The organism is Streptomyces sp. NPDC014891, from assembly GCF_043081085.1.
Lineage (GTDB): Bacteria > Actinomycetota > Actinomycetes > Streptomycetales > Streptomycetaceae > Streptomyces.
The window spans coordinates 291,221-312,892 of the sequence record NZ_JBIBWF010000008.1 but is presented as its reverse complement, the minus strand read 5'-3'; the positions used below and the strand labels follow the sequence as shown (position 1 = coordinate 312,892).

13 protein-coding genes and 1 tRNA gene are annotated in these 21,672 nt (G+C 74.9%); 2 read left to right on the top strand and 12 right to left on the bottom strand.

The genetic code is table 11. The annotated features are described in order from the left end of the window. Positions 1–86 precede the first annotated feature (86 nt). The 4 genes from ACF09E_RS24105 to ACF09E_RS24090 form a co-directional block, all read right to left on the bottom strand. A tRNA-Thr gene (locus ACF09E_RS24105) sits at positions 87–160 on the bottom strand. 85 nt (positions 161–245) lie between these two features. After that, entirely contained in the window at positions 246–1,796 is a 1,551-nt protein-coding gene (locus tag ACF09E_RS24100) for an alpha/beta hydrolase (RefSeq protein WP_392206938.1), read from the bottom strand. 93 nt (positions 1,797–1,889) lie between these two features. Beyond that, the gene (locus tag ACF09E_RS24095) at positions 1,890–3,092 is read right to left on the bottom strand and encodes a DNA polymerase III subunit delta' (protein WP_392206937.1); all 1,203 of its coding nucleotides are present in this window, start codon (positions 3,090–3,092) and stop codon (positions 1,890–1,892) included. 82 nt (positions 3,093–3,174) lie between these two features. After that, complete coding sequence (locus ACF09E_RS24090; protein ID WP_388801502.1) at positions 3,175–3,348, bottom strand: hypothetical protein; 174 nt, start codon at positions 3,346–3,348, stop codon at positions 3,175–3,177. 162 nt (positions 3,349–3,510) lie between these two features. On the opposite strand from ACF09E_RS24090, the gene ACF09E_RS24085 reads away from it, so the two are divergent. Then, entirely contained in the window at positions 3,511–4,728 is a 1,218-nt protein-coding gene (locus ACF09E_RS24085) for a histidine kinase (RefSeq protein WP_392206936.1), read from the top strand. Then, entirely contained in the window at positions 4,716–5,360 is a 645-nt protein-coding gene (locus ACF09E_RS24080) for a response regulator (protein WP_392206935.1), read from the top strand. The genes ACF09E_RS24085 and ACF09E_RS24080 overlap by 13 nt, the downstream gene beginning before the upstream one ends. A 200-nt stretch (positions 5,361–5,560) precedes the next feature. Here ACF09E_RS24080 and ACF09E_RS24075 read toward each other — a convergent pair whose 3' ends face one another. The 8 genes from ACF09E_RS24075 to ACF09E_RS24040 form a co-directional block, all read right to left on the bottom strand. Continuing rightward, positions 5,561–7,966, bottom strand: a complete 2,406-nt coding sequence (locus ACF09E_RS24075; protein WP_392206934.1) for an FtsX-like permease family protein — start codon at positions 7,964–7,966, stop codon at positions 5,561–5,563. Beyond that, positions 7,963–8,919: an ABC transporter ATP-binding protein gene (locus ACF09E_RS24070; RefSeq protein WP_392206933.1), complete on the bottom strand. Its 957-nt coding sequence runs from the start codon at positions 8,917–8,919 to the stop codon at positions 7,963–7,965. Before ACF09E_RS24070 ends, ACF09E_RS24075 begins: the two co-directional genes overlap by 4 nt. 98 nt (positions 8,920–9,017) lie before the next feature. Further along, a complete protein-coding gene (gene tmk, locus ACF09E_RS24065; protein WP_392206932.1) occupies positions 9,018–12,377 on the bottom strand; it encodes a dTMP kinase in 3,360 nt (1,119 codons plus the stop codon). A 145-nt stretch (positions 12,378–12,522) separates the two neighbouring features. After that, positions 12,523–15,366 carry a type I DNA topoisomerase gene (gene topA, locus ACF09E_RS24060; RefSeq protein ID WP_392206931.1) on the bottom strand — a complete coding sequence of 948 codons (2,844 nt, stop codon included), beginning with the start codon at positions 15,364–15,366 and terminating at the stop codon, positions 12,523–12,525. 237 nt (positions 15,367–15,603) lie between these two features. Then, positions 15,604–15,801, bottom strand: coding sequence for a hypothetical protein (locus ACF09E_RS24055; RefSeq protein WP_361860285.1), 198 nt, complete (start codon positions 15,799–15,801; stop codon positions 15,604–15,606). 696 nt (positions 15,802–16,497) lie between these two features. Then, positions 16,498–18,072 carry a methyltransferase gene (locus tag ACF09E_RS24050; protein ID WP_392206930.1) on the bottom strand — a complete coding sequence of 525 codons (1,575 nt, stop codon included), beginning with the start codon at positions 18,070–18,072 and terminating at the stop codon, positions 16,498–16,500. A 291-nt stretch (positions 18,073–18,363) separates the two neighbouring features. After that, positions 18,364–19,068, bottom strand: a complete 705-nt coding sequence (locus ACF09E_RS24045; protein WP_392206929.1) for a small secreted protein — start codon at positions 19,066–19,068, stop codon at positions 18,364–18,366. A 200-nt stretch (positions 19,069–19,268) separates the two neighbouring features. After that, complete coding sequence (locus tag ACF09E_RS24040; protein WP_392206928.1) at positions 19,269–21,578, bottom strand: sodium-translocating pyrophosphatase; 2,310 nt, start codon at positions 21,576–21,578, stop codon at positions 19,269–19,271. Positions 21,579–21,672 lie beyond the last annotated feature (94 nt).

Here is a 21,672-nt window from a genome sequence, read left to right as displayed (position 1 = left end):
CCCACCTGTCGGACCACAGGCCGCCTCCGAGGCCCCCGACAACCAGAAAGCCCAGGTCAGACAATGTCTGACCTGGGCTTGATCTGAGCCGCCTTCGGGATTCGAACCCGAGACCTACGCATTACGAGTGCGTTGCTCTGGCCAACTGAGCTAAGGCGGCACGCCGTCCGGACCCATGGTGGGTGCAGCAGCGACGCCAAGTCTACACAGTTTCCAAGAGTGCTCCGACCACCCCCCGAGAGGGCCTATGAGCAGCGCTTTCCGTCGGCGGGAGGGGTTCCTTCGAGGAGGTAGGTGTTGATCGCCGTGTCGATGCAGTCGCTGCCCCGGCCGTACGCCGTGTGGCCGTCGCCCTCGTAGGTGAGGAGGGTGCCGGAGGAGAGCTGGCCGGCCAGGGACCGGGCCCACTTGTACGGGGTCGCCGGGTCGCGGGTGGTGCCGACGACGAGGATCGGCGCCGCGCCCTCGGCGGTGATGCGGTGGGGGCCGCCGGTGGGCGGGGTGGGCCAGGAGGTGCAGTTCAGGGCCGCCCAGGCCAGGCCCCGGCCGAAGATCGGGGAGGCCTTCTCGAAGGAGGGGACGGCCTTCGCGACGTCGGCGGGGCCGCGGTAGGCCGCCGGCAGGTCGAGGCAGTTCACGGCCGCGTTGGCGAACATCAGGTTGGCGTACGTGCCGTCCGCCTCCCGCTCGTAGTAGCTGTCGGCCAGGGCGAGCAGCCCGGACCCCTCGCCGTCGATCGCCCGGGCGAGGGCCTCCCGCAGCTGCGGCCAGGCGCCCTCGTCGTACATCGCCGCGATCACGCCGGTGGTGGCGAGGGACTCGCCGAGCCGCCGGCTCTCGCCGGTGGGCACGGGCCGGGCGTCCACGTCCCGGAAGAACGTCCGCAGCGCCTCGCCGGCCGCCTCCACGGACCCGGTCCCCAGCGGGCAGTCCGGCTGGGCCACGCAGTCCGCGGCGAACGCCCGGAAGGCGGTCTCGAAGCCGGCCGTCTGATCGCGGTTGAGGTCGATCGCCGGCAGCGACGGGTCCATCGCCCCGTCGAGGACGAGGCGGCCGACCCGGTCCGGGAACAGCTCGGCGTACGTGGCCCCCAGGAAGGTGCCGTACGACGCCCCGACGTAGGTGAGCTTCTCGTCGCCGAGGACCGCCCGCAGGACGTCCATGTCGCGGGCCGTCTCGACGGTGGAGACGTGCGGCAGGATCTCCCGCGACTTCTTCGCGCAGCCCGCGGAGAAGTCCTTGAACGCGGCGCTCAGCGCATTGACCTCGGCGGGGTCGTCGGGGGTCTGGTCGACCTGCGTGAACGTGTCCATCTGGGGCCCCGTCAGGCACTCCACGGGCTCGCTGCGCGCCACGCCGCGCGGGTCGACGGCCACCATGTCGTAGCGGGCGCGGACGGGAGCGGGATAGCCGACGCCCGCGTACCCCTGCAGGTAGCCGACGGCGGAGCCGCCGGGGCCGCCCGGGTTGACCAGGAGGGAGCCGAGCCGCTTGCCGGGGCCGGTCGCCCTGACCCGGGAGACCGCCAGGTCGATCTGCTCGCCGTCCGGCTTCGCGTAGTCGAGCGGGACGCGCAGGGTCGCGCACTGGAAGCCCGTGACGCCGCAGTCGCGCCACGTCGGCTTCTGCCCGTAGAACTTCTTCAGCGCCTGGGAGGAGGAGGAGGGCGAGGCCTGCCGGACCGCCGCCGTGGTGCGGGACGCCGCCGCGTCGCTTCCGCCCGAACAGCCGGAGAGGATCAGTCCGGCGGCCGCGAGGGCCGTGGCGGACGTACGGAGCAAGCGCCTGGAGTCCATTCCCGGAGCGTATCCGGAGCGGTACGCACCGTGTCCAATCGGCGGTCCCGACGGCTCCCCCGCACGTGTGCGCGGGGCCCGTGGAGGCAGGTGTCAGCCCCGCAGGGCCATCGTCATCGCCTCGACCGCGAGCAGCGGGGCCACGTTCCGGTCGAGGGCCTCGCGGCAGGACAGGACCGCCTCGATGCGGCGCAGGGTGCGCTCCGGGGTCGTGTCCCGGGCGATCCGCTCGATCGCGTCCTGGACGTCCGCGTTGGCCAGGGCGGTGCGGGAGCGCAGCTGGAGGGCGAGGACGTCGCGGTAGAAGCCGGTCAGGTCGGTGAGCGCGAGGTCCAGGCTGTCGCGCTGCGTACGCGTCCTGCGCCGCTTCTGCCGCTCCTCCAGCTCCTTCATGGCCCCGGCGGTGCCGCGCGGCATCCGCCCGCCCTGCGCGGCGCCGAGCGCCGCCTTCAGCTCCTCGGTCTCCTTGACGTCGACCTCCTCGGCGACCTGCTTCGCGTCCTCGGCCGCCGCGTCCACCAGCTCCTGGGCCGCCTTGAGGCAGCCGCCGACGTCCTCGACGCGCAGCGGCAGCTTGAGGACGACGGACCGGCGCGCGCGGGCCCGCTCGTCGGTGGCGAGCCGCCGGGCCCGGTCGATGTGGCCCTGGGTGGCGCGGGCCGCGGCGTACGCCGTCTCCGGCTCGATGCCGTCCCGCCGGACGAGCATGTCGGCCACGGACTCCACGGGCGGGGTGCGCAGGGTCAGGTGACGGCAGCGGGAGCGGATCGTGGGCAGCACGTCCTCCAGGGAGGGCGCGCAGAGCAGCCAGACCGTCCGGGGCGCGGGCTCCTCGACGGCCTTCAGGAGGACGTTGCCCGCGCCCTCGGTGAGCCGGTCGGCGTCCTCCAGGACGATGACCTGCCAGCGGCCGCCCGCCGGGGAGAGCTGGGCGCGCCGGACCAGGTCGCGGGTCTCCTTCACACCGATGGAGAGGAGGTCCGTACGGACGATCTCCACGTCCGCGTGGGTGCCGACGAGGGTCGTGTGGCAGCCGTCGCAGAAGCCGCAGCCCGGCGCGCCGCCCAGGGCGCGGTCCGGGCTCACGCACTGGAGCGCGGCGGCGAACGCCCGCGCCGCCGTCGCCCGGCCCGATCCGGGCGGCCCGGTGAAGAGCCAGGCGTGCGTCATCTTCGAGGCCTCGGGGGCGGGCTCTCCGGCGGCATGGGCGGTCACGAACGCGTCGGCGTCCCGCGCGGCCGCGGCGAGCTGCTCCTCGACCTTCGCCTGTCCGACCAGGTCGTCCCATACGGCCATGTCTGCCCCTCCTCAGGTACGCCCTCCATTGTGGGGCAGTCCTCTGACAACCCTCGCCGGGCCGAGGGGGCGCCGACCGGCGTCAGGCCTCCGTGCCGCGGCGGGTGAGCCACAGGCCCGCGGCGGAGCCGAGCAGGACCGTGCCCGTGGCGACGCTCGCCGCGACGTGGGCGCCGCCGGTCAGGTCGGCGACGGTGTTGACGTAGAGGTTGGCGAGGACGCTCGCCGTGAGCAGCAGCCAGAAGAGGACGCGCATCGGAGTCTCCGGGGGTCGAGGGGCGGGGGGGCGGGCCGGATGGCCTCTCCTGTCTCCGATCCTGGTCGCCCCCGCGTCCCCGCACAGCGGTGCCCGCTCCCGGAGCGAGGGTGGAGCCTGCTCCACCGCGTCCCCCCGGGCCCTCCGCATAACCTGGCGGGCATGCGCGACGCGATCAGGGAATCCGGCCGGGCGTCGCTCCACCTGCTGGGCGGGGCCGCGCTCGCGATCCTCTGCTACCTGATGGTGGGCGTCGCCCTGTTCACCGCCTTCCTCACCCTCACCGTCATCGGCGCCGGCGTGCTCCCCGAGAGCGTGCTGCTGCTGCGCCGCCTGGCGGGCCGGGAGCGGCGGCGGACCGCCGCCCGGTCCGGGACGCCGGTCCCGGAGGCGTACCTCCCGCTCGACGGCGCCCTTCCCGCGCGCGTGCGGACGGCCGTCGGCGACCCCGGCACCCGGCAGGACCTGGTCTGGGCGGCCGCGCAGCTGGTCTACGGCCTGGTCCTCTGGTTCGCCTCGCTGGTGCTGTGGGCTCCCGCGCTGCTCGTCGACGGGGTGGTCGCCGGGCTCGCGGGGCGGCGGCCGGTGCTCCTGCCGCTGATCGGGCGGCTCGCCGACCTGGACGCCGCGTGGTCGCGCGCGCTGCTCACTCCGACGCCCGCGGCCGCGCGGGCCGCCGGGCTCGCCGCCCGCGTCGAGGAGCTCACGGCCACCCGGGCGGGCGCGATCGCCGCGCACGGCGCGGAGCTGCGCCGGATCGAGCGCGATCTACACGACGGCACGCAGGCCCGTCTCGTGGCGCTCTCCATGCGCATCGGGCTGGCGAAGCGGGTGTACGACACCGATCCCGCGGCCGGACGGAAGCTCCTCGACGACGCGCAGGCGCAGGCCGAGGAGGCGCTGGCCGAGCTGCGGCACGTGGTGCGGGGCATCCATCCGCCGATCCTCACCGACCGGGGCCTGACCGGGGCGGTGCGCGCCCTCGCCGCGAGCAGCGGCCTGGACGTGGAGGTGTCCGTGACGGGCCTGGCCGACCACGCCCCCGGCGACCGCGCGGGCCGCCCCGAGGACGTGCCCCCCGGTGCCCGCGCCCCCGCCGCGGTCGAGGCCGCCGCCTACTTCGTGGTGGCCGAGGCCCTCACCAACGCCGCGCGGCACAGCGGCGCCACGCGCGCCTCCGTCGCGCTCTCCCGCGAACCGGCCGCTCTCCGCGCGCGCGTGGCGGACGAGGGCCGCGGCGGCGCCGAGGCCGGCGAGGGCGGTGGATCCGGACTCCTCGGCATGCGGCGCCGGGTCGCCGCGCTGGACGGCACCGTACGACTGACCAGCCCCGAAGGGGGCCCGACCGTGATCGAAGTGGAGCTTCCGTGCGTGTGGTGATCGCCGAGGACAACGCCCTCCTGCGGGAGGGCCTCGTGCTGCTCCTGACCTCGTCCGGCCACGAGGTGGCCGGGGTCGCGGCCACGGGCCCGGAGGTCCTGCCGCTGCTCCTGGAGCACCGGCCGGACGTGGCCGTCCTCGACGTCCGCATGCCGCCCGGCTTCCGCGACGAGGGGCTCCGGGCGGCGCTCGCGGCCCGCGAGCGGCTGCCCGGCCTGCCGGTGCTCGTCCTCTCCCAGTACGTGGAGGAGACGTACGCCGCCGAGCTGCTGGGCGGCGGCGCGCGCGGGGTCGGCTACCTCCTGAAGGACCGGGTGGGCCGGGTGGACGAGTTCCTGGGCGCCCTGGAACGGGTCGCGGCCGGCGGCACGGCCCTGGACCCCGAGGTCGTCACCGAGCTGCTCGCCCGCCGCCGCGACGATCCGCTGGACTCCCTGACGCCCCGGGAGCGCGAGGTGCTGGAACTGATGGCGCAGGGGCACGACAACGGCACGATCGCCCGCTCGATGGTGGTCACCGAACGGGCCGTGCACAAGCACATCGGCAACGTCTTCCTGAAGCTCGGTCTGCCGCCGACCGACAGCGGCGGCCACCGCCGGGTCCTCGCCGTCCTCGCCTACCTGAACGCCTGAGCCGGGCGGCGGGCGGCCGGGCCGACCCCTGGCGTGCGGAGCGGAGCCCGGGCGTTCGGAGCCGGCGGTCGTGTCGTACGGAGCCGGCGGCGGTCGTGTCGTACGCAGCGGACCCCGGGAGTACGGAACAGGCCCGGGCAGCCCCGGTCTCCCGGGCCGCCCCACGCCCGGACGCTCATGTCCCGGCCCCCGCCCCGCTCTCACGCGCCGAGCCGCCTGACCGGCGCCGGCAGGAACACCCCCGCGAGGACCGTGGCCACGACCGTGCCGGCGATCAGGGCCGCCTGCCCGGGCGGCAGGTAGGGCGGTCCGCCCGTGAGCGCCCAGGCGAAGGCGGTCAGCGGCAGGGTGGCCACCGCGAGGCCGACGAGCAGGCCGGTGGCGGTCAGGAAGCCCGCCTCCAGGCCGAGCATCCGGCGCAGTTGGCCGGCCGACGCGCCGACCTGGCCGAGGAGGTGGAGTTCGCCGCGCCGCCCGGCCCCGATCAGCGTGAGGGTGCTGAGGACGGAGAGCAGGGTCAGGCCGCCGACCGCGGAGACGATCACGGCCGAGACGATGCCGTTGAGTTCGGCGCCCGGCGGGCTGATCCGCTCGGGCGCCACGGAGGCGTCCGCGGCCCGCTTCCCCGTGGACGCCAGGACGCGCGCGGGGTACGGATCGCCTACGTGCGGGGCGAGTTCGGCCTTCGGGAGCAGGAACTCGCCCAGGGCGAGGGAGCGTTCGTACACCGCCACCACCCGCAGCCGCCTGGGCGTGCCGTCGCCGAGCCGCAGGTCGACCGTCGAACCGGGGCGTACGTCCAGCGAGTCGGCCATGTCGGCGCCGACCGCGACCGTGCCGGTGCGGGCGAGTCCCGCCAGGTCGCCCGCGACGACCCCGGGGTCGAGCGTGCCGGCGAGGCCGGCCGCGTCCACTCCGAGCACCGGCAGCCGGTCGAGGCGCGGGTCTCCGGCCTGGGTGCGGGCCAGGACGACCGTGGAGCGCAGGACGTCCGTGGCCGATACGATCCCCGGCCGCAGCCGCACCCGTTCGGCGGTCGTGCCGGAGAACGCGAGGTCCGCGGTCGTGGCGGCCCGGGCCTGTTCCTCGGCGGCGCGGCCCATCGTCGTGCCCGCCGAGAGCTGCACGAGCGCGAAGGCGGTGACGAGGACGACCGGCACGAGCGCCGCTCCGAGGCGGCGCGAGTGGGCGCGCGCACCGGCGGCGGTGAGCCGCCCGGCCGCGCCGCCGGGCCGCCGGAACGGCAGGTCCAGGACCTTCGCCGCGGCTTCCGCGATCCACGGCCCGAGCACCGCGCACCCGGCGACCAGGGTCACCGTGGCCGCCCCGGCCGCGGCCCCCGCCGCGTCCCCGCCCTGGGTGGTGGCGGTGGCCGCCGATCCCGCGCCCAGGACGAGCAGCGCGGTGCCGACGGCCTTGCGCACACCGCCCCGGCCCGGCTTCCCGGGCTGCCGGGCGGCGAGGAGGACCACGAGCCGGGCGATGCCCGCGACCAGGGCGGCGGTCACGAGCACACCGGCGAACAGCCAGGGCGGGGCGGGGAGTTCGAGCCCCTCGGGGACGACGCCGGTGCGGTCCCGCAGCGCCGACCACAGGACGGTGAAGGCGGGGACGGCCAGGGCGGCGCCGCACAGGGCCGCGAGGCCCGCCACCCGGGTCACCTCGCGGCCGGCCGCGACCCGCACCTGACGGGCCGTCGCTCCGACGGCGAGCAGCAACTCCCTTTCGCCGGTGCGCTGCTGGAGCGCCTGCGCGACCAGCGAGGCCAGGACGAGGACGGCGACCAGCACGACGGTCCCGGAGACGGCCGCGAGCAGCTGGAGGAGCTCCGTGCGCGCGGGCGCCGCGGCGAGGTGCTCGGCCCCGCCCCGGCCGTCGCCGGTGAGCGCCCGGAGCGGCTGTCCCGAGGCGGTGTCCCGGAGTCCCGCCCCGTCCAGGGCCGCCCGCACGCGCGCGTGGAGCGCGTCGGCGGGGACGCCGGGGTCGGCGAGCACACCGACGGCGTCGACGGAGCCCGGCCGGCCGGCGAGCCGCCGCGCCTCGGCGGCCGTGACGTACAGCGCGGCGGGCCCGTCGGCGAGGCCGACGACCTTCCGTCCGGCGACGGTGTCCCCGACCCGCGCACCCGTGCCGGAGCCCAGGACGGCCTCCCCGGCGGCGCGCGGCTCCCGGCCGCCGGTCAGCCGGTACGGGGCGAGCCGGGCGGCTTCCCAGGACCGGCCGGCGTGGACCGTGCCCGCGTCGCGTACGACGAAGGTGCGGTCGGGCACGGCGGCCCGGACGCCGGGGACCGCGCGCAGCACGTCGACGGTCGCGGCGGGGATCCGGACCCGCTCGGTCAGGCCCGCCGTGGTCGTCGTCGTCTCGCTCCCCCACGGCTTCGTCGTCCACCGGACCTCCTGGTCGCCGGCGACGACGACGGCCGCGGCGGCGTACCGCTCCACGCGCGCGTGGCCGAGTGCCGCCGAGCCGGCGGCGAGGGCCAGGGCGCCGAGCAGCGCGGAGGTGACGACGACGGCGGCGAACACGGCCGCCCATGCCTTCCGGTGCGCCCGCAGGGAACGGGCGGCGAGCAGCCGGACGGCGGGATCCCCGGACGTCCTCATCGGCCCGCCCCCGCCGTACGGCGGCCCGCGAGGCCCTCGGGCGAGCCGGGGGGACGCATCCCCGCCGCCCCACCCGCACGGTCCGCACCCACCGCCCGGCCCGGGTCGTACGCACCCGCCACCCGGCCCGGGTCGTACGCGCCCACCGCCCGGCCCTCGTCGTACGCGCCGGCCCGCAGCCCGCCCGGGGCGCCCGCGCCCAGCATCTCCCGTACGCGCGCCTCGTCCGGCCGGTGCAGGCGACCGGTGAGCCGGCCGCGGTCGAGGAAGACGGCCTCGTCCGTCCACGCGGCCGCCACGGGGTCGTGGGTGACGAGGACGACCGTGGTCCCCCGTTCGTCGACCGCGCGCCGCAGCAGGGCGAGGACGCCGGCCGCGGTGACCGGGTCGAGGGCGGCGGTCGGTTCGTCGGCGAAGACGACCTCGGGGTCGTTGACCAGGGCGCGGGCGACGGCCACCCGCTGGCGCTGGCCTCCGGACAGGTGCTCGGGCCGGTCGCCGGCCCGGTCCGCGAGTCCGACGGACGCGAGTCCCGCGAGGGCGCGGGCGTCGAGTTCCCGGCCCGGGTGGGCTCCGGCGAGGAGCAGCGGCAGGGTGACGTTCTCCCGCACGTCGAGAGCGGAGACGAGGTTCAGCGACTGGAAGACGAAGCCGACGCGGTCCCGGCGGAACCGGGTGAGGGCGGCGGCCTTCAGCGTGGCGAGGTCGGTGCCCCCGATCCGTACCGTTCCGGTCGTCGGCCGTTCGAGTCCCGCGGCGCACTTCAGGAGGGTGGACTTGCCGGAGCCCGAGGGGCCCATCACCGCCGTGAACCGGCCGCGCGGCACGGACAGGCTCACCCCGTCGAGTGCGGGCGCCCCGCGCCCGTAGGTCCGGCCCACCCCGTCGAGGGAGAGGGCCGCGTCCGGGGTGCGCGGGGTGGCACCGCTTCCCGCCATCGCAGTCGTCGTCATGCCGACAACGCTAGGAAAGTGCAGCTCGGAGCGGTATGGGGCGGGCTTCCGGCCGGAGGGTGGAGCCGGCTACACCCTCCGGCCGGACGGCGGCGTGGTCAGCGGCGGCGCCGCGGGCCCTCGTCCTCGTCCTCGTGCGGGCCGAACAGCTCGTCCGCGAGCGTCGGCAGATCGTCGAGCGGGGTGTCCTCGGCCCAGTCGGAGCGGCGGCGGGGCCGGCCGTTCTCGTCGAGCTGCGGCAGCTCGCGGGTCCGGTCGTTCGCCCCCTGCGGCTGCTGCCCGGAGGGCTTGGTGTCCCGGAAGATGCCCTGCGGGACCCGGTCGACCGGGTCGGACGGGGTGTCGCGCACGGAGGGCAGTACGGCGGTCTCGTCGGCCTCCCGCACGGCGCGCAGGACGGTGGTCTCCTCGGAGGAGGAGGAGGAGCGCTCCTCGCCGATCCGGGGCAGGACGCTCGTCTCCGCCTCCGGCTCCGGCTCCGCCTTCGTCATCTTGACGATCGGCGTGGCGACGGTGACCTCCTCGGGAGAGACGGTCGGGGCGTCCGGCTTCACGATCGGCGTCGGCCGGGTGATCTCGTTGGCCGAGAGCTCGACCGCCTCGGCCCGCTGCCGGGCCGCCTCGGCCTCGGCCTCCGCCTTGGCGCGGGCCGCCTTGGCCTCCGCGGCGGCCTTCGCCTCCGCGGCCGCCTTCCTGTCGGCGGCGGACCGTTCGGCGGCGGCCTTCGCCGCTTCGGCGCGGAGGGCCGCGGCGGCCTCCGCCTCGGCGCGCTCGGCGGCCGCCCGCTCGGCCGCGGCCTTGGCCGCCGCCTCGGCGGCGCTCTTCTCCGCGGCGGCCCTCGCCGCGGCCTCCTCCGCCGCCTTCGCGGCGGCGGCGGCCTCGGCCATCCGGCGGGCCTCCTCGGCGCGGAGCAGGGCCTCCTCGGCCTTGCGCTGCTTCTCCAGGCGGCGTTCCTCGGCCTCGGCCCGCAGCCGGGCCTCCTCCTCGGCCTCCTTGCGGAGCCGCTCCTGCTCCTCCAGACGGGCCTTCTCCTCTGCCGCGAGGCGCCGGCGCTCCTCCTCGGCGGCGACGCGGGCCTCCTCGGCCTTGCGCCGGGCCTCCTCCGCCTGGCGTTCGGCCTCCAGGCGGCGGGCCTCCTCCTCCTCGCGCCGCTTGCGCTCCTCCTCCTCGGCACGGAGCTTGGCGAGCTGCTCCTGGCGCTCGCGCTCCAGCCGCTCCTCCTCGGCCTTGCGGGCGGCCTCCTCCTCGGCGCGGCGGCGGGCCTCCTCCTCGGCCTTGCGGCGGGCCTCCTCGACGGCCTTCACCTCGGCCTCGGAGAGCGGCAGCATGCGGTCGAGCCGGTGGCGCACGACGGTGGTGACGGCCTCGGGCTCCTGGCCCGCGTCGACGACGAGGTAGCGGCCGGGGTCGGCCGCCGCGAGGGCGAGGAACCCGGCGCGCACGCGCGCGTGGAACTCCGGCGGCTCGGACTCCAGGCGGTCGGGCGCCTCGGTGAACCGTTCCCTCGCGGTCTCCGGGGAGACGTCGAGGACGACGGTCAGGTGCGGGACGAGTCCGTCGGTCGCCCAGCGGGAGATGCGGGCGATCTCGGTCGGGGAGAGGTCCCGGCCGGCGCCCTGGTAGGCGACGGACGAGTCGATGTAGCGGTCGGAGAGGACGATCGCGCCCCGCTCCAGGGCCGGCCGGACGAGGGAGTCGACGTGCTCGGCGCGGTCGGCGGCGTACAGCAGGGCCTCGGCGCGGTTCGAGAGCCCCGCCGACGACACGTCGAGGAGGATCGAGCGGAGGCGCTTGCCGATGGGGGTGGCGCCGGGCTCGCGGGTGACGACGACCTCGTGGCCCTTGGCGCGGATCCATTCGGCGAGCGCCTGGACCTGGGTGGACTTGCCGGCGCCGTCGCCGCCCTCCAGGGCGATGAAGAAGCCGGTCGGGGAGGGCGCCTGCACCGGGTCGGAGCCGCGGAGCGCGTCGCGGAGGTCGCGGCGGAGCGGGACGCCCGACCGGTCGTCCGTCTTCGCGAGGACGAGGGCGGCGACCGGCAGCAGCAGGGCGCCGACCAGAGCCAGCGTGAAGGCGGCGCCGCCGTGGTCGAAGACGAAGTCGCCGGAGTCGGAGGCGAGCCGGTGGGGGCCGATCGCGGCGGCGAGCAGCGGCGCGGCGAGCGCGCCGACCGCCATGCCGACGCGGGCGGTGGCCTGGAGGTGCTCGGTGGTGCGGGCCCGGCGGGGCTCCTCGGTCTCCTGGTCGACGAGGGTGTGCCCGGTGTTCGCGGCGACGCCGGCCGCGTAGCCGGCGAGGACGGCGAGGAGCAGCACGGTCGCCGTGTCCGGCACGAGGCCCATGGCGATCAGGGCGACGCCGGTCACGGCGGTCACGAGGGCGAGCAGCCGGCGCCGGGACAGAACGGGCAGGACGGAGCCCGCGGTCCGGATGCCGACGGCGGTGCCGCCGCTGAGCGCGAGGACGAGCAGCGCGTAGGTGACGGGTCCGCCGCCGAGGTCGTCGGCGTGGAGGACGGCGACGGACGCGGCCGCGGCGATGGCACCGGCGACGGTGGCGCAGGTCAGGACGAGCAGCGAGAGGGCTCCGGTGCGGCCCTTCTCGACGCCTCCCTCGGCGCCCTTGCCGGCCGGCCGGCGCAGCCCCTCCAGGGGGGAGCGGGGCCGGGGCGTCTCGCCGCCGGGCAGCGCCATGGCGTACAGGACGGTGACGGAGGCGGCGAACAGGCCGGCGGCGACGTACGAGCCGAGGGCGGCCTGGTGCAGCGAGAACCAGTCGAGCCCGGTGCCGAGCAGGTTGCCGATCAGGGTGGCGACGAGCAGGACGACGGCGGCGGCCGGTACGGCGAGGAAGGTGGTGCGCTGGGAGAGCCGGCGCAGCGCGCCGAGGTGGTCGGGCAGCGGCCGGACGGCTCCGCCCTCGATCGGCGGGGCGGGCAGCAGCGCGGGCGCGGCGCCCTCGCGGCTGATCGTCCAGAGCCGCTCGGCGGCGCCGGTGACGAAGACGGTGCCGAGCAGGTACCAGAGGGCACTGCTGGGGGTCCAGTCGATCCAGAGCGGCGCGATGACGAGGAGCGCGATCCGGACGCCGTCGGCGCCGATCATGGTCCAGCGCCGGTCGAGGGCGCCGCCGGGGCCGGTGAGCGCGGTCAGCGGGCCGAGGAGGACGGCCCCGAAGAGGACGGAGGCGAGCAGCCGGGCGCCGACGACGGCGGCCACGGCGAACGCGGCCCCGCGGTAGTCCCCGCCGAACGCGTCCTCGGCGACGGCCGCCTGGAAGCCCAGGAGGACGAGGGCGAGGAGGGCGAGCGCGTCGCCGGTGCTGCCGACGAGCTGGGCGCTCCACAACCTGCGCAGTGGCTGATGGCGCAACAGGGCGCGTACGGCACGCTCCCTGGAATCCGCGACGAGTGCGGCGTCGGAATCGACGAGGCGGTCTGGCTGCTCTGCGCGCGTCATCCGTCCACCCTATCCGGACGCCCTCGGTCCCCGTGGTCTCCGTCCGAACATCCGGACGAGCCTGTGACAGGACGAACACACGGACGAAAAGCGGGGGTGGAGGCAGTCGCCTCCACCCCCGCCGGAACGTTCGTCCGCGGAGCCGCTACTCCGGCTTCGCCGCCGCCGTCTTCTTCGCGGCGGTCGTCTTCTTGGCCGTCGTCGTCTTCTTCGCGGCGGTCTTCTTCGCGGCGGTCGTGGTCTTCTTCGCCGCGGCCTTGGTGGCCGTCTTCTTCGCGGTGGTCGCCTTCTTGGCCGGGGCCTTCTTGGCGGCCTTCTTCGCCGGCCCCTTGGCCCGCTTCTCCGCGAGGAGCTCGTAACCGCGCTCCGGCGTGATCTCCTCGACGCTGTCGCCGGTCCGCAGGGTGGCGTTGGTCTCGCCGTCCGTCACGTACGGGCCGAAGCGGCCGTCCTTGACGACCACGGGCTTCTCGCTGACCGGGTCGGTGCCCAGCTCCTTCAGCGGCGGCTTGGCCGCGGCCCGGCCCCGCTGCTTCGGCTGGGCGTAGATCGCGAGCGCCTCTTCGAGGGTGATCGTGAAGAGCTGTGCCTCCTCGGTGAGCGACCGCGAGTCCGTGCCCTTCTTCAGGTACGGGCCGTAGCGGCCGTTCTGCGCGGTGATCTCGACGCCCTCGGCGTCGGTGCCGACGACCCGGGGCAGGGACATCAGCCGGAGCGCGTCCTCCAGGGTGACGGTGTCGAGGGACATCGACTTGAAGAGGGAGGCGGTGCGCGGCTTGACCGCGTTCTTGCCGGTCTTCGGGGTGCCCTCGGGCAGGATCTCCGTGACGTACGGGCCGTAGCGGCCGTCCTTCGCGACGATCTGGTTCCCGCTGACCGGGTCGGCGCCCAGCTCGAAGTCGCCGCTCGGCTTGGCGAGCAGCTCCTCGGCGAGCTCGACGGTCAGCTCGTCGGGGGCCAGGTCGTCCGGGACGTCGGCCCGCTGGTGGCCCTCCGCGTCCTTCTCGCCGCGCTCGACGTACGGGCCGTAGCGGCCGACGCGGAGCACCACGCCGTTGCCGACGGGGAACGAGGAGATCTCGCGGGCGTCGATGGCGCCGAGGTCGGTGACGAGCTCCTTGAGGCCGCCGAGGTGGTCGCCGTCGCCGTTGCCGGCGTCCGCGGCACCGCCGGGCGCGGCCGTCCCGGCCTCGCCCTCGCCGAAGTAGAAACGCTTCAGCCACGGCACCGACTGGGCCTCGCCCCGCGCGATGCGGTCGAGGTCGTCCTCCATGCGGGCGGTGAAGTCGTAGTCGACGAGCCGGCCGAAGTGCTTCTCCAGCAGGTTGACGACGGCGAAGCTCAGGAAGGACGGCACGAGGGCCGTGCCCTTCTTGAAGACGTAGCCGCGGTCGAGGATGGTGCCGATGATCGACGCGTACGTCGACGGGCGGCCGATCTCGCGCTCTTCGAGCTCCTTGACCAGCGAGGCCTCGGTGTAGCGGGCCGGCGGCTTCGTCGCGTGGCCGTCCGCCGTGATCTCCTCGGCGGTCAGCGCGTCGCCCTCGGCGACCTGCGGCAGGCGCCGCTCGCGGTCGTCGAGCTCCGCGTTCGGGTCGTCGGCGCCTTCGACGTACGCCTTCATGAAGCCGTGGAAGGTGATCGTCTTGCCGGACGCGCTGAACTCGGCGGCACGGCCGTCGGCGGCCCGGCCGCCGATCTTGACGGTGACCGAGTTGCCGGTGGCGTCCTTCATCTGGGAGGCGACGGTCCGCTTCCAGATCAGCTCGTACAGCCGGAACTGGTCGCCGGTCAGACCGGTCTCCGCCGGAGTGCGGAAACGATCACCCGAAGGACGGATCGCCTCGTGCGCCTCCTGGGCGTTCTTGACCTTGCCCGCGTAGACGCGGGGCTTCTCGGGCAGGTAGTCGGCCCCGTAGAGCTGCGTGACCTGTGCCCGCGCCGCCGCGACGGCGGTGTCGGAGAGGATCGTGGAGTCCGTACGCATGTAGGTGATGAAGCCGTTCTCGTACAGCTTCTGCGCCACCTGCATGGTCGCCTTCGCACCGAAGCCCAGCTTGCGGCTCGCCTCCTGCTGGAGGGTGGTGGTCCGGAAGGGGGCGTACGGGGAGCGGCGGTACGGCTTCGACTCGACCGAGCGGACCGCGAACGCGGTGTCGGCGAGCGCGGCGGCCAGCGCGCGGGCGTTCGCCTCGTCCAGGTGGAGGACGGCGTCGCTCTTCAGCCGGCCGTCGGCGCCGAAGTCACGGCCCTGCGCGACGCGCTTGCCGTCGACCGTCGCGAGGCGGGCGACCAGCTGCGAGGGGTCGGAGGCGTCACCGGCGCGGCCGGTGCCGAAGGTGCCGGTGAGGTCCCAGTACTCGGCGGAACGGAACGCGATGCGCTCGCGCTCCCGTTCGACGACCAGGCGGGTGGCGACGGACTGGACACGGCCGGCGGAGAGCCGGGGCATGACCTTCTTCCACAGGACCGGCGAGACCTCGTAGCCGTACAGGCGGTCGAGGATGCGGCGGGTCTCCTGGGCGTCGACCATGCGCTGGTTCAGCTCGCGCGGGTTGGCGACGGCCTCGCGGATCGCGTCCTTGGTGATCTCGTGGAAGACCATCCGGTGGACCGGGACCTTGGGCTTGAGGACTTCCTGGAGGTGCCACGCGATGGCCTCGCCCTCGCGGTCCTCATCGGTGGCGAGGAAGAGCTCGTCGGAGTCGGCGAGAAGCTCCTTGAGCTTCCTGACCTGCGCCTTCTTGTCGGCGTTGACGACATAGATGGGCTGGAAGTCGTGCTCGACGTCGACGCCGAGGCGGCGCACCTCGCCGGTGTACTTCTCGGGTACCTCGGCGGCGCCGCTCGGGAGGTCTCGGATGTGCCCGACGCTCGCCTCGACGACGTAGCCGGGGCCGAGGTAGCCCTTGATCGTCTTCGCCTTGGCAGGCGACTCGACGATGACGAGTCGGCGGCCGCCGTGTGCGGCTTCGCTGGTCGGGGACAACTTCGCTCTTCTCTCCGGATCGACACTCTCGGGCACGTACGGCGCTGGCACGCACGGCAGCGGCACGGACGGTGACGCTCCCGTCGCTGCGGAGTGTGACGGTACAACCCGCCCCCGTGTCAAACGGCGAAAGCCCGCAACGGCCACTCGAACGGTAACCCGAGTCCTGGCATTCCTGCCGCCCGGACTCCCGCTCGGGCGGGGCGCGGCAAGATCAGGACGAGAGGGATCGGGGGGTCAGAGGCGACCGAAGCACCAGACGCCGAGGAGCAGCGAGGCGGCTCCGAAGAGGCTCGTCAGGGCGACGGCGGCGCGCGGGGCGACCCCGTGCGCGACGGGCTCGCGGTGCAGGGTCCGGACGGTGGTCCACAGCAGCAGCGCGCCTCCGAACAGCGTGAACGCCGCCCCCGCGAAGATCGCCGGCCCGCTCTCCATGCCCGTACCCCGTTCCGTTCGCGTGCGGTGTGTTCTCCCGCTGCCGAGGCTGACACCTCACGGCGTCATGCGTGCGAATTCGGGGTGAACGACGCGGAGCATCCCGTACGGTTTCACGAAGATGGCCGGTAGTGAGCCACTCCTCACTCCTCGCCCGTCCCGCACGTCCCCGGGTTCTCACACGTCCCGGGGTTCTCAGGGGGCGCGGCCGTCTCGGTGCGCCCGGCCGTGCTCGGTGTGCTCGCCCCGCCGTGCTCGGTGTGCTCGCCCGGCTGCTCCCTCCGGGTGCCGGGGCGGGAGCGGGAGCGGGAGCAGGGGCGGCGCTCGCCGTCGACGGCCGCCGTGCCGCCGTCCGCGCAGGAGGCGGAAGCCGCGGGGACGGCGCCGCCCACGCGGTGGAGGCGGTCCTCGGCGACCCCGGCTCACGGCCCGGGCGGACGAGGAGGAAGAGCCGGAGGGGCGGTCCGACCAGCGGCGTCCCGACGGACGCCGACGGGTCGTCCCCTTCCACGGGGCCCGGCGGAAGATCGCCCCGCCGACGGCCACGGGCCGCGCGGTGCCGAGGAAACGGAACACGCGCGCCGGACGCCCGAGCGGGGCCGCCTGCTCGGCGCGCATCAGGCCCGCCCGGCTCGGCGCGTATGCAGGCCCCGCCCGGCTCGGCGCGTATGCAGGCCCCGCCCGGCTCGACGCGTATCAGGCCCCGTCCCCCTCGGCGGCCGGCGTGCCGTCCTCGTCTCCGACGGGGAGCAGGAAGCCCTCCTCCACGAGCAGCCGGATCGCCTGCGGCGTGCGGTCCCGCAGTATCACCGGGTCCTCGCCCATCAGCTGACCGATCGCGTCCAGGATGCGGCCCGCGCTGAGGGTTCCGTCGCAGACCCCGGCGAAGCCGGCGCCGACGTGGTCGACCCGGGTGGCGCGCCGCATGCCCCGGTTCTGCCGGAGCACGACGTGCTCCGGGTCCTCGGCCCCGGGCAGACCGACCTGCTCCTGCACGACCTCGGGAGCGAGTGTGAACCGGTCGGCGAGCAGGGCGGCGTCGTCGTGGGCGCGGAGGTAGTCCTGGCGCTCGAAGTGGGCGCGGACGGTGGGGCCGAGGGGCTGCTCGACCGGGTGCGGCCACTCCTCGACGACGATCGACGGCTCGACGGCGCCGGACGCCACGGCCGCGTTCCGCCGGACGGTGATCCAGCCGAAGCCCACCGCGCGCGTCTTGCGGGCCTCGAACTCGTCGAGCCAGCGCCCGTACGCGGCGGCGTACGCGTCCGGGTCCCCGTGGTGGTCGCCGCTGTCCCGCAGCCACAGCTCCGCGTACTGGGTGACGTCCTGGACCTCGCGCTGCACGATCCAGGCGTCGCAGCCCGCGGGCACCCAGGAGCGCAGCCTGTCCTGCCACTCCTCGCCGTCGACGTGCTGCCAGTTGGCGAGGAACTGGGCGTACCCGCCGTCGTTCAGCCGGTCGCCGGCCTGCTGCACGAGCGTGCGGCACAGGTCGTCGCCGCCCATCCCGCCGTCCCGGTAGGTCAGTCGGGCGCCCGGGGAGATCACGAACGGAGGGTTGGAGACGATGAGGTCGTACGTGTCCCCGTCGACCGGCTCGAAGAGCGAGCCGGTCAGCAGCTCGGCCTCCCGGGCCCCGGAGAGCGCGAGGGTGAGCCGGGTGAAGTCCAGGGCACGCGGGTTGAGGTCGGTGGCGGTCACCAGGGTCGTGTGCTGCGCGGCGTGCAGCGCCTGGATGCCGGAGCCGGTGCCGAGGTCGAGCGCGGAGGCGACGGGCGTGCGGACCGTGATGCCGGCGAGCGTGGTGGAGGCGCCGCCGACGCCGAGGACGACGGCCTCCTCCGCCTGGCGGCCGTTCCTGCCGCTGCCGCCCGCGCCGCCGACGGCGCAGCCGAGGTCGGAGACGATGAACCAGTCCTCGCCGTCCGGGCCGCCGTAGGGACGGATGTCGACCGTGGCGGAGACGGAGTCGTCCTCGCGGACCACCCAGCCGTCGGCGAGGGCCTCGTCGAGCGGGAGCACGGCGGCCGCCCGCTCGTGCCCGACGGGCCGCTGGAGCAGGAAGAGCCGGACGAGGGTCTCCAGCGGGGAGTCGCCGCGGGTGGCGCGCAGCGCGGGCACGGTCTCGCTGCGCGCGAGCGCGGCGTAGGCCGGGGCGCCGAGCAGGTCGAGGAGTCCGTCGGCGGTGAAGTCGGCGGCGAGCAGCGTCTCGCGCAGACGGGCGGCGTGCGCGGGCACCGGGAGGCGGGGAGGCAGGCTGGTCGTACTCACCGCTCCATTGTGACCGCCGACCGGGCTCGCCGGGCGGCCGACCCGGCGGGTGCCGGGCGGTCGGGGTGGGCGGGTGGCGGTCCGGCCGGGGTGGCGGGTGGTGGTAGGGCCGGTCCGGGAACGCCGTCGGCCCGGCGGCGTGCGGCGGTTCGCCGCGGCCACCGGGCCGACCTAAGCGGACGGAAGACCGGGCGGACACCTCCCGGGACCTGCCCGGGGCCGAAGGGTCCCGGGGCCGAAGCGTCCCGGAACCGAAGGGTCCCGCGGCCGGTCGGCTCCCGCTCCGGACCGCTACTCCTCGGTCTTGGCCGGCGCGGTCTTCTTGGCGGCCGCCTTCGTCGTGGTCTTCTCCTTGGGCTCGGTGGACTCCGAGCCCTTGTCGGAGGAACCCGAGGCGGTGGAGCCCGGGTTCGGGGAGGCGGAGCCGGTGCCGGAGCCGTTCGGCGGGGTCGAGGCCGTGGGCTTCTGGCAGCCGGGCTGCTTCGCCATCGCCTGGCCCAGCTCGCCCTCCTCCAGCTTCGACAGCGCGTTCTGGTCCATCTTCTCGATCTTGGTCAGACCGTCGGCGACACCCTGGAGGCCGTCCGCGAACTTCTGCTGGTTCGTCGGGTCCAGCGCGTCGACCTGCTTCTTCAGGCCCTCGTAGGCCACCGCGGTCGCGTTGAGCTCCTTGATCGCGTCCTGCTGGACCTTCTCGCCGTTCTCGACGGGCGGGGCGCCGGCGCTCTCGACGGCCTTCGCCAGCGCCCGGTCGGCGTTGGCGATGTCCTGGAACGCCTTCGAGTCCGCGGCCTGGATCTCGGCGGGCTTGCTGTCCGCGGCCGTCGAAATGATGATCTGGTGGGCGTCGGCCCGCTTCTGGATCTGGGGCTTGGCCTGGTCGCAGAACGTCTTCGCCCAGTCGTCCACCTTGTTGCCCTCGTCGTCGCTGCAACCGGACAGCGCGAGCACCAGTACCGCGCCGCCGGACAGTGCGGCCGCAAGCTTCTTGTTCACCGGATCGGTCCCTTCCAAGGCTCTCGGCCCCGGAACATACACGCCGAACGGGCTACTTCCACCTTTCGTGCGACGGATTCGTCCCGTATTGCAGTCTTTTGACCCAAGGGAGAGACGCCTCACGCATCCCGGACACGCCCGGGAATGAGACGGACACCACGGACGAGCGGGCCACGCGGAGCCCGGTTCCGGACGTCACGTCAGGACATCGTCACCGAGCGCCTCTTGGACATCCTCACGGCGGCGACCACGACCAGCAGCGCGAGCACCGCGACCGCCGCGCGGAGCCCGGCGCTGGCGTCGTCCCCGTAGCCGAACTGCACGACCGCCGGCGCGATGAGCAGCGCGACCAGGTTCATCACCTTCAGGAGCGGGTTGATCGCCGGCCCCGCCGTGTCCTTGAACGGGTCGCCGACCGTGTCCCCGATGACCGTGGCCTCGTGCGCCTCGCTGCCCTTGCCGCCGTGGTTACCGTCCTCCACCAGCTTCTTCGCGTTGTCCCAGGCGCCACCGGAGTTGGCGAGGAAGACGGCCATCAGGGCGCCCGTGCCGATCGCGCCGGCGAGATACGCGCCGAGCGGGCCGACGCCCAGTGAGAAGCCGACCGCGATCGGGGCCATCACCGCGAGCAGCCCGGGCGTGGCGAGTTCGCGCAGCGCGTCCTTGGTGCAGATGTCGACGACCCGCCCGTACTCGGGCTTCTCGGTGAAGTCCATGATTCCGGGGTGCTCGCGGAACTGCCTCCGCACCTCGTGGACCACCGATCCCGCCGACCGCGAGACGGCGTTGATCGCGAGCCCGGAGAAGAGGAACACGACGGCGGAGCCGAGGATCAGGCCGAAGAGGTTGTTGGGCCGGGAGATGTCCATCGAGAGGGTCAGCCCGTCCGCCCGCGCGCCGACCTCGGCCACCGAGGTGGCGATCGCGTCCCGGTACGAGCCGAACAGCGCCGCGGCCGCGAGGACGGCGGTGGCGATGGCGATCCCCTTGGTGATGGCCTTCGTCGTGTTGCCGACGGCGTCCAGGTCGGTGAGGACCCGCGCCCCCGCGCCCTGCACGTCCCCGGACATCTCCGCGATGCCCTGGGCGTTGTCGGCGACCGGTCCGAAGGTGTCCATCGCGACGATCACGCCGACGGTGGTGAGCAGGCCCGTCCCGGCGAGGGCGACGGCGAACAGCGCGAGCATGATCGAGGTGCCGCCGAGCAGGAACGCCCCGTAGACGGTCAGGCCGATCAGGAGCGCCGTGTAGACGGCCGACTCCATGCCGAGGGCGACGCCCGCGAGGACGACGGTCGCGGGGCCGGTGAGCGAGGACTTGCCGATGTCCCTGACGGGGCGTCGGCTCGTCTCCGTGAAGTAGCCGGTGAGCTGCTGGATGAGCGCGGCGAGGACGATGCCGAGGGCGACGGCGACCAGGGCGAGGACCCGCGGATCGCCGGCGTGCTCGCGGATGCCCGGCTCGGTGACGCCCTGGAGCTCGGCGTAGGAGGAGGGCAGGTACGTGAAGGCGGCGACGGCGACTCCGGCGAGCGAGATCACGGCGGAGACGAGGAAGCCCCGGTTGATCGCGCTCATCCCGCTGCGGTCGGCGCGCCGCGGGGAGACGGCGAAGATGCCGATGACCGCGGTGATCACGCCGATCGCGGGCACGATCAGGGGAAACGCCAGGCCGTGGTCGCCGAAGGCCGCCTTGCCCAGGATGAGGGCGGCGACCAGGGTGACGGCGTACGACTCGAAGAGGTCGGCCGCCATGCCCGCGCAGTCGCCGACGTTGTCGCCCACGTTGTCGGCGATGGTGGCCGCGTTGCGCGGGTCGTCCTCCGGGATGCCCTGCTCGACCTTGCCGACGAGGTCGGCGCCGACGTCGGCCGCCTTGGTGAAGATGCCGCCGCCGACGCGCATGAACATGGCGATGAGCGCGGCGCCGAGGCCGAATCCCTCCAGGACCTTGGGCGCGTCGGCGGCGTAGACGAGCACGACGCAGGCCGCGCCGAGCAGTCCCAGCCCGACGGTGCACATGCCGACGACCCCGCCGGTGCGGAACGCGATCCGGGTGGCCCGGTGAGCCACCTCCGTGAGGCTCTTCCCCGGTTCGCCCTCGGCCGGGGTGGCCTCCCGGGCGGCCGCGGCGACCCGCACGTTGGCCCGTACCGCGAGCCGCATGCCGATGTACCCGGTGACCGCCGAGAACAACGCCCCGACCAGGAAGAAGAGGGAACGTCCGGCGCGCTGCGACCAGGTGTCCGCGGGCAGCAGCATCAGCAGCAGGAACACGGCGACCGCGAAGACGGCGAGGGTCCGCAGCTGCCGCGCGAGGTAGGCGTTGGCCCCCTCCTGCACGGCGGCGGCGATCTCCCTCATCCGCTCGGTGCCCTCACCGGCCCTGAGCACCTGGCGGACCAGCAGCCGTGCGACGACCAGCGCGGCGAGGGCGACGGCGCCGACGACGTACACGATCGTCCGGTTCCCGCTCGTGAGCACCGCCGCGGCGAGAGAAGTGGGATACATGGGGAGGGATCATAGGGAGACAAACCAGTACGAACGGGGATGCCGGAGCGCCCCCGCGCGGATGCACCAACCGAACCCCGGAATCCGTCCCGCA

Excerpts from the sequence above, each read along its gene's own strand:
- ACF09E_RS24075 (WP_392206934.1), bottom strand. The coding sequence starts at position 7,966 with ATGAGGACGTCCGGGGATCCCGCCGTCCGGCTGCTCGCCGCCCGTTCC.
- tmk (WP_392206932.1), bottom strand. The coding sequence starts at position 12,377 with ATGACGCGCGCAGAGCAGCCAGACCGCCTCGTCGATTCCGACGCCGCA.
- ACF09E_RS24090 (WP_388801502.1), bottom strand. The coding sequence starts at position 3,348 with ATGCGCGTCCTCTTCTGGCTGCTGCTCACGGCGAGCGTCCTCGCCAAC.
- ACF09E_RS24070 (WP_392206933.1), bottom strand. The coding sequence starts at position 8,919 with ATGACGACGACTGCGATGGCGGGAAGCGGTGCCACCCCGCGCACCCCG.
- ACF09E_RS24040 (WP_392206928.1), bottom strand. The coding sequence starts at position 21,578 with ATGTATCCCACTTCTCTCGCCGCGGCGGTGCTCACGAGCGGGAACCGG.
- ACF09E_RS24085 (WP_392206936.1), top strand. The coding sequence starts at position 3,511 with ATGCGCGACGCGATCAGGGAATCCGGCCGGGCGTCGCTCCACCTGCTG.
- ACF09E_RS24100 (WP_392206938.1), bottom strand. The coding sequence starts at position 1,796 with ATGGACTCCAGGCGCTTGCTCCGTACGTCCGCCACGGCCCTCGCGGCC.
- ACF09E_RS24095 (WP_392206937.1), bottom strand. The coding sequence starts at position 3,092 with ATGGCCGTATGGGACGACCTGGTCGGACAGGCGAAGGTCGAGGAGCAG.
- ACF09E_RS24055 (WP_361860285.1), bottom strand. The coding sequence starts at position 15,801 with ATGGAGAGCGGGCCGGCGATCTTCGCGGGGGCGGCGTTCACGCTGTTC.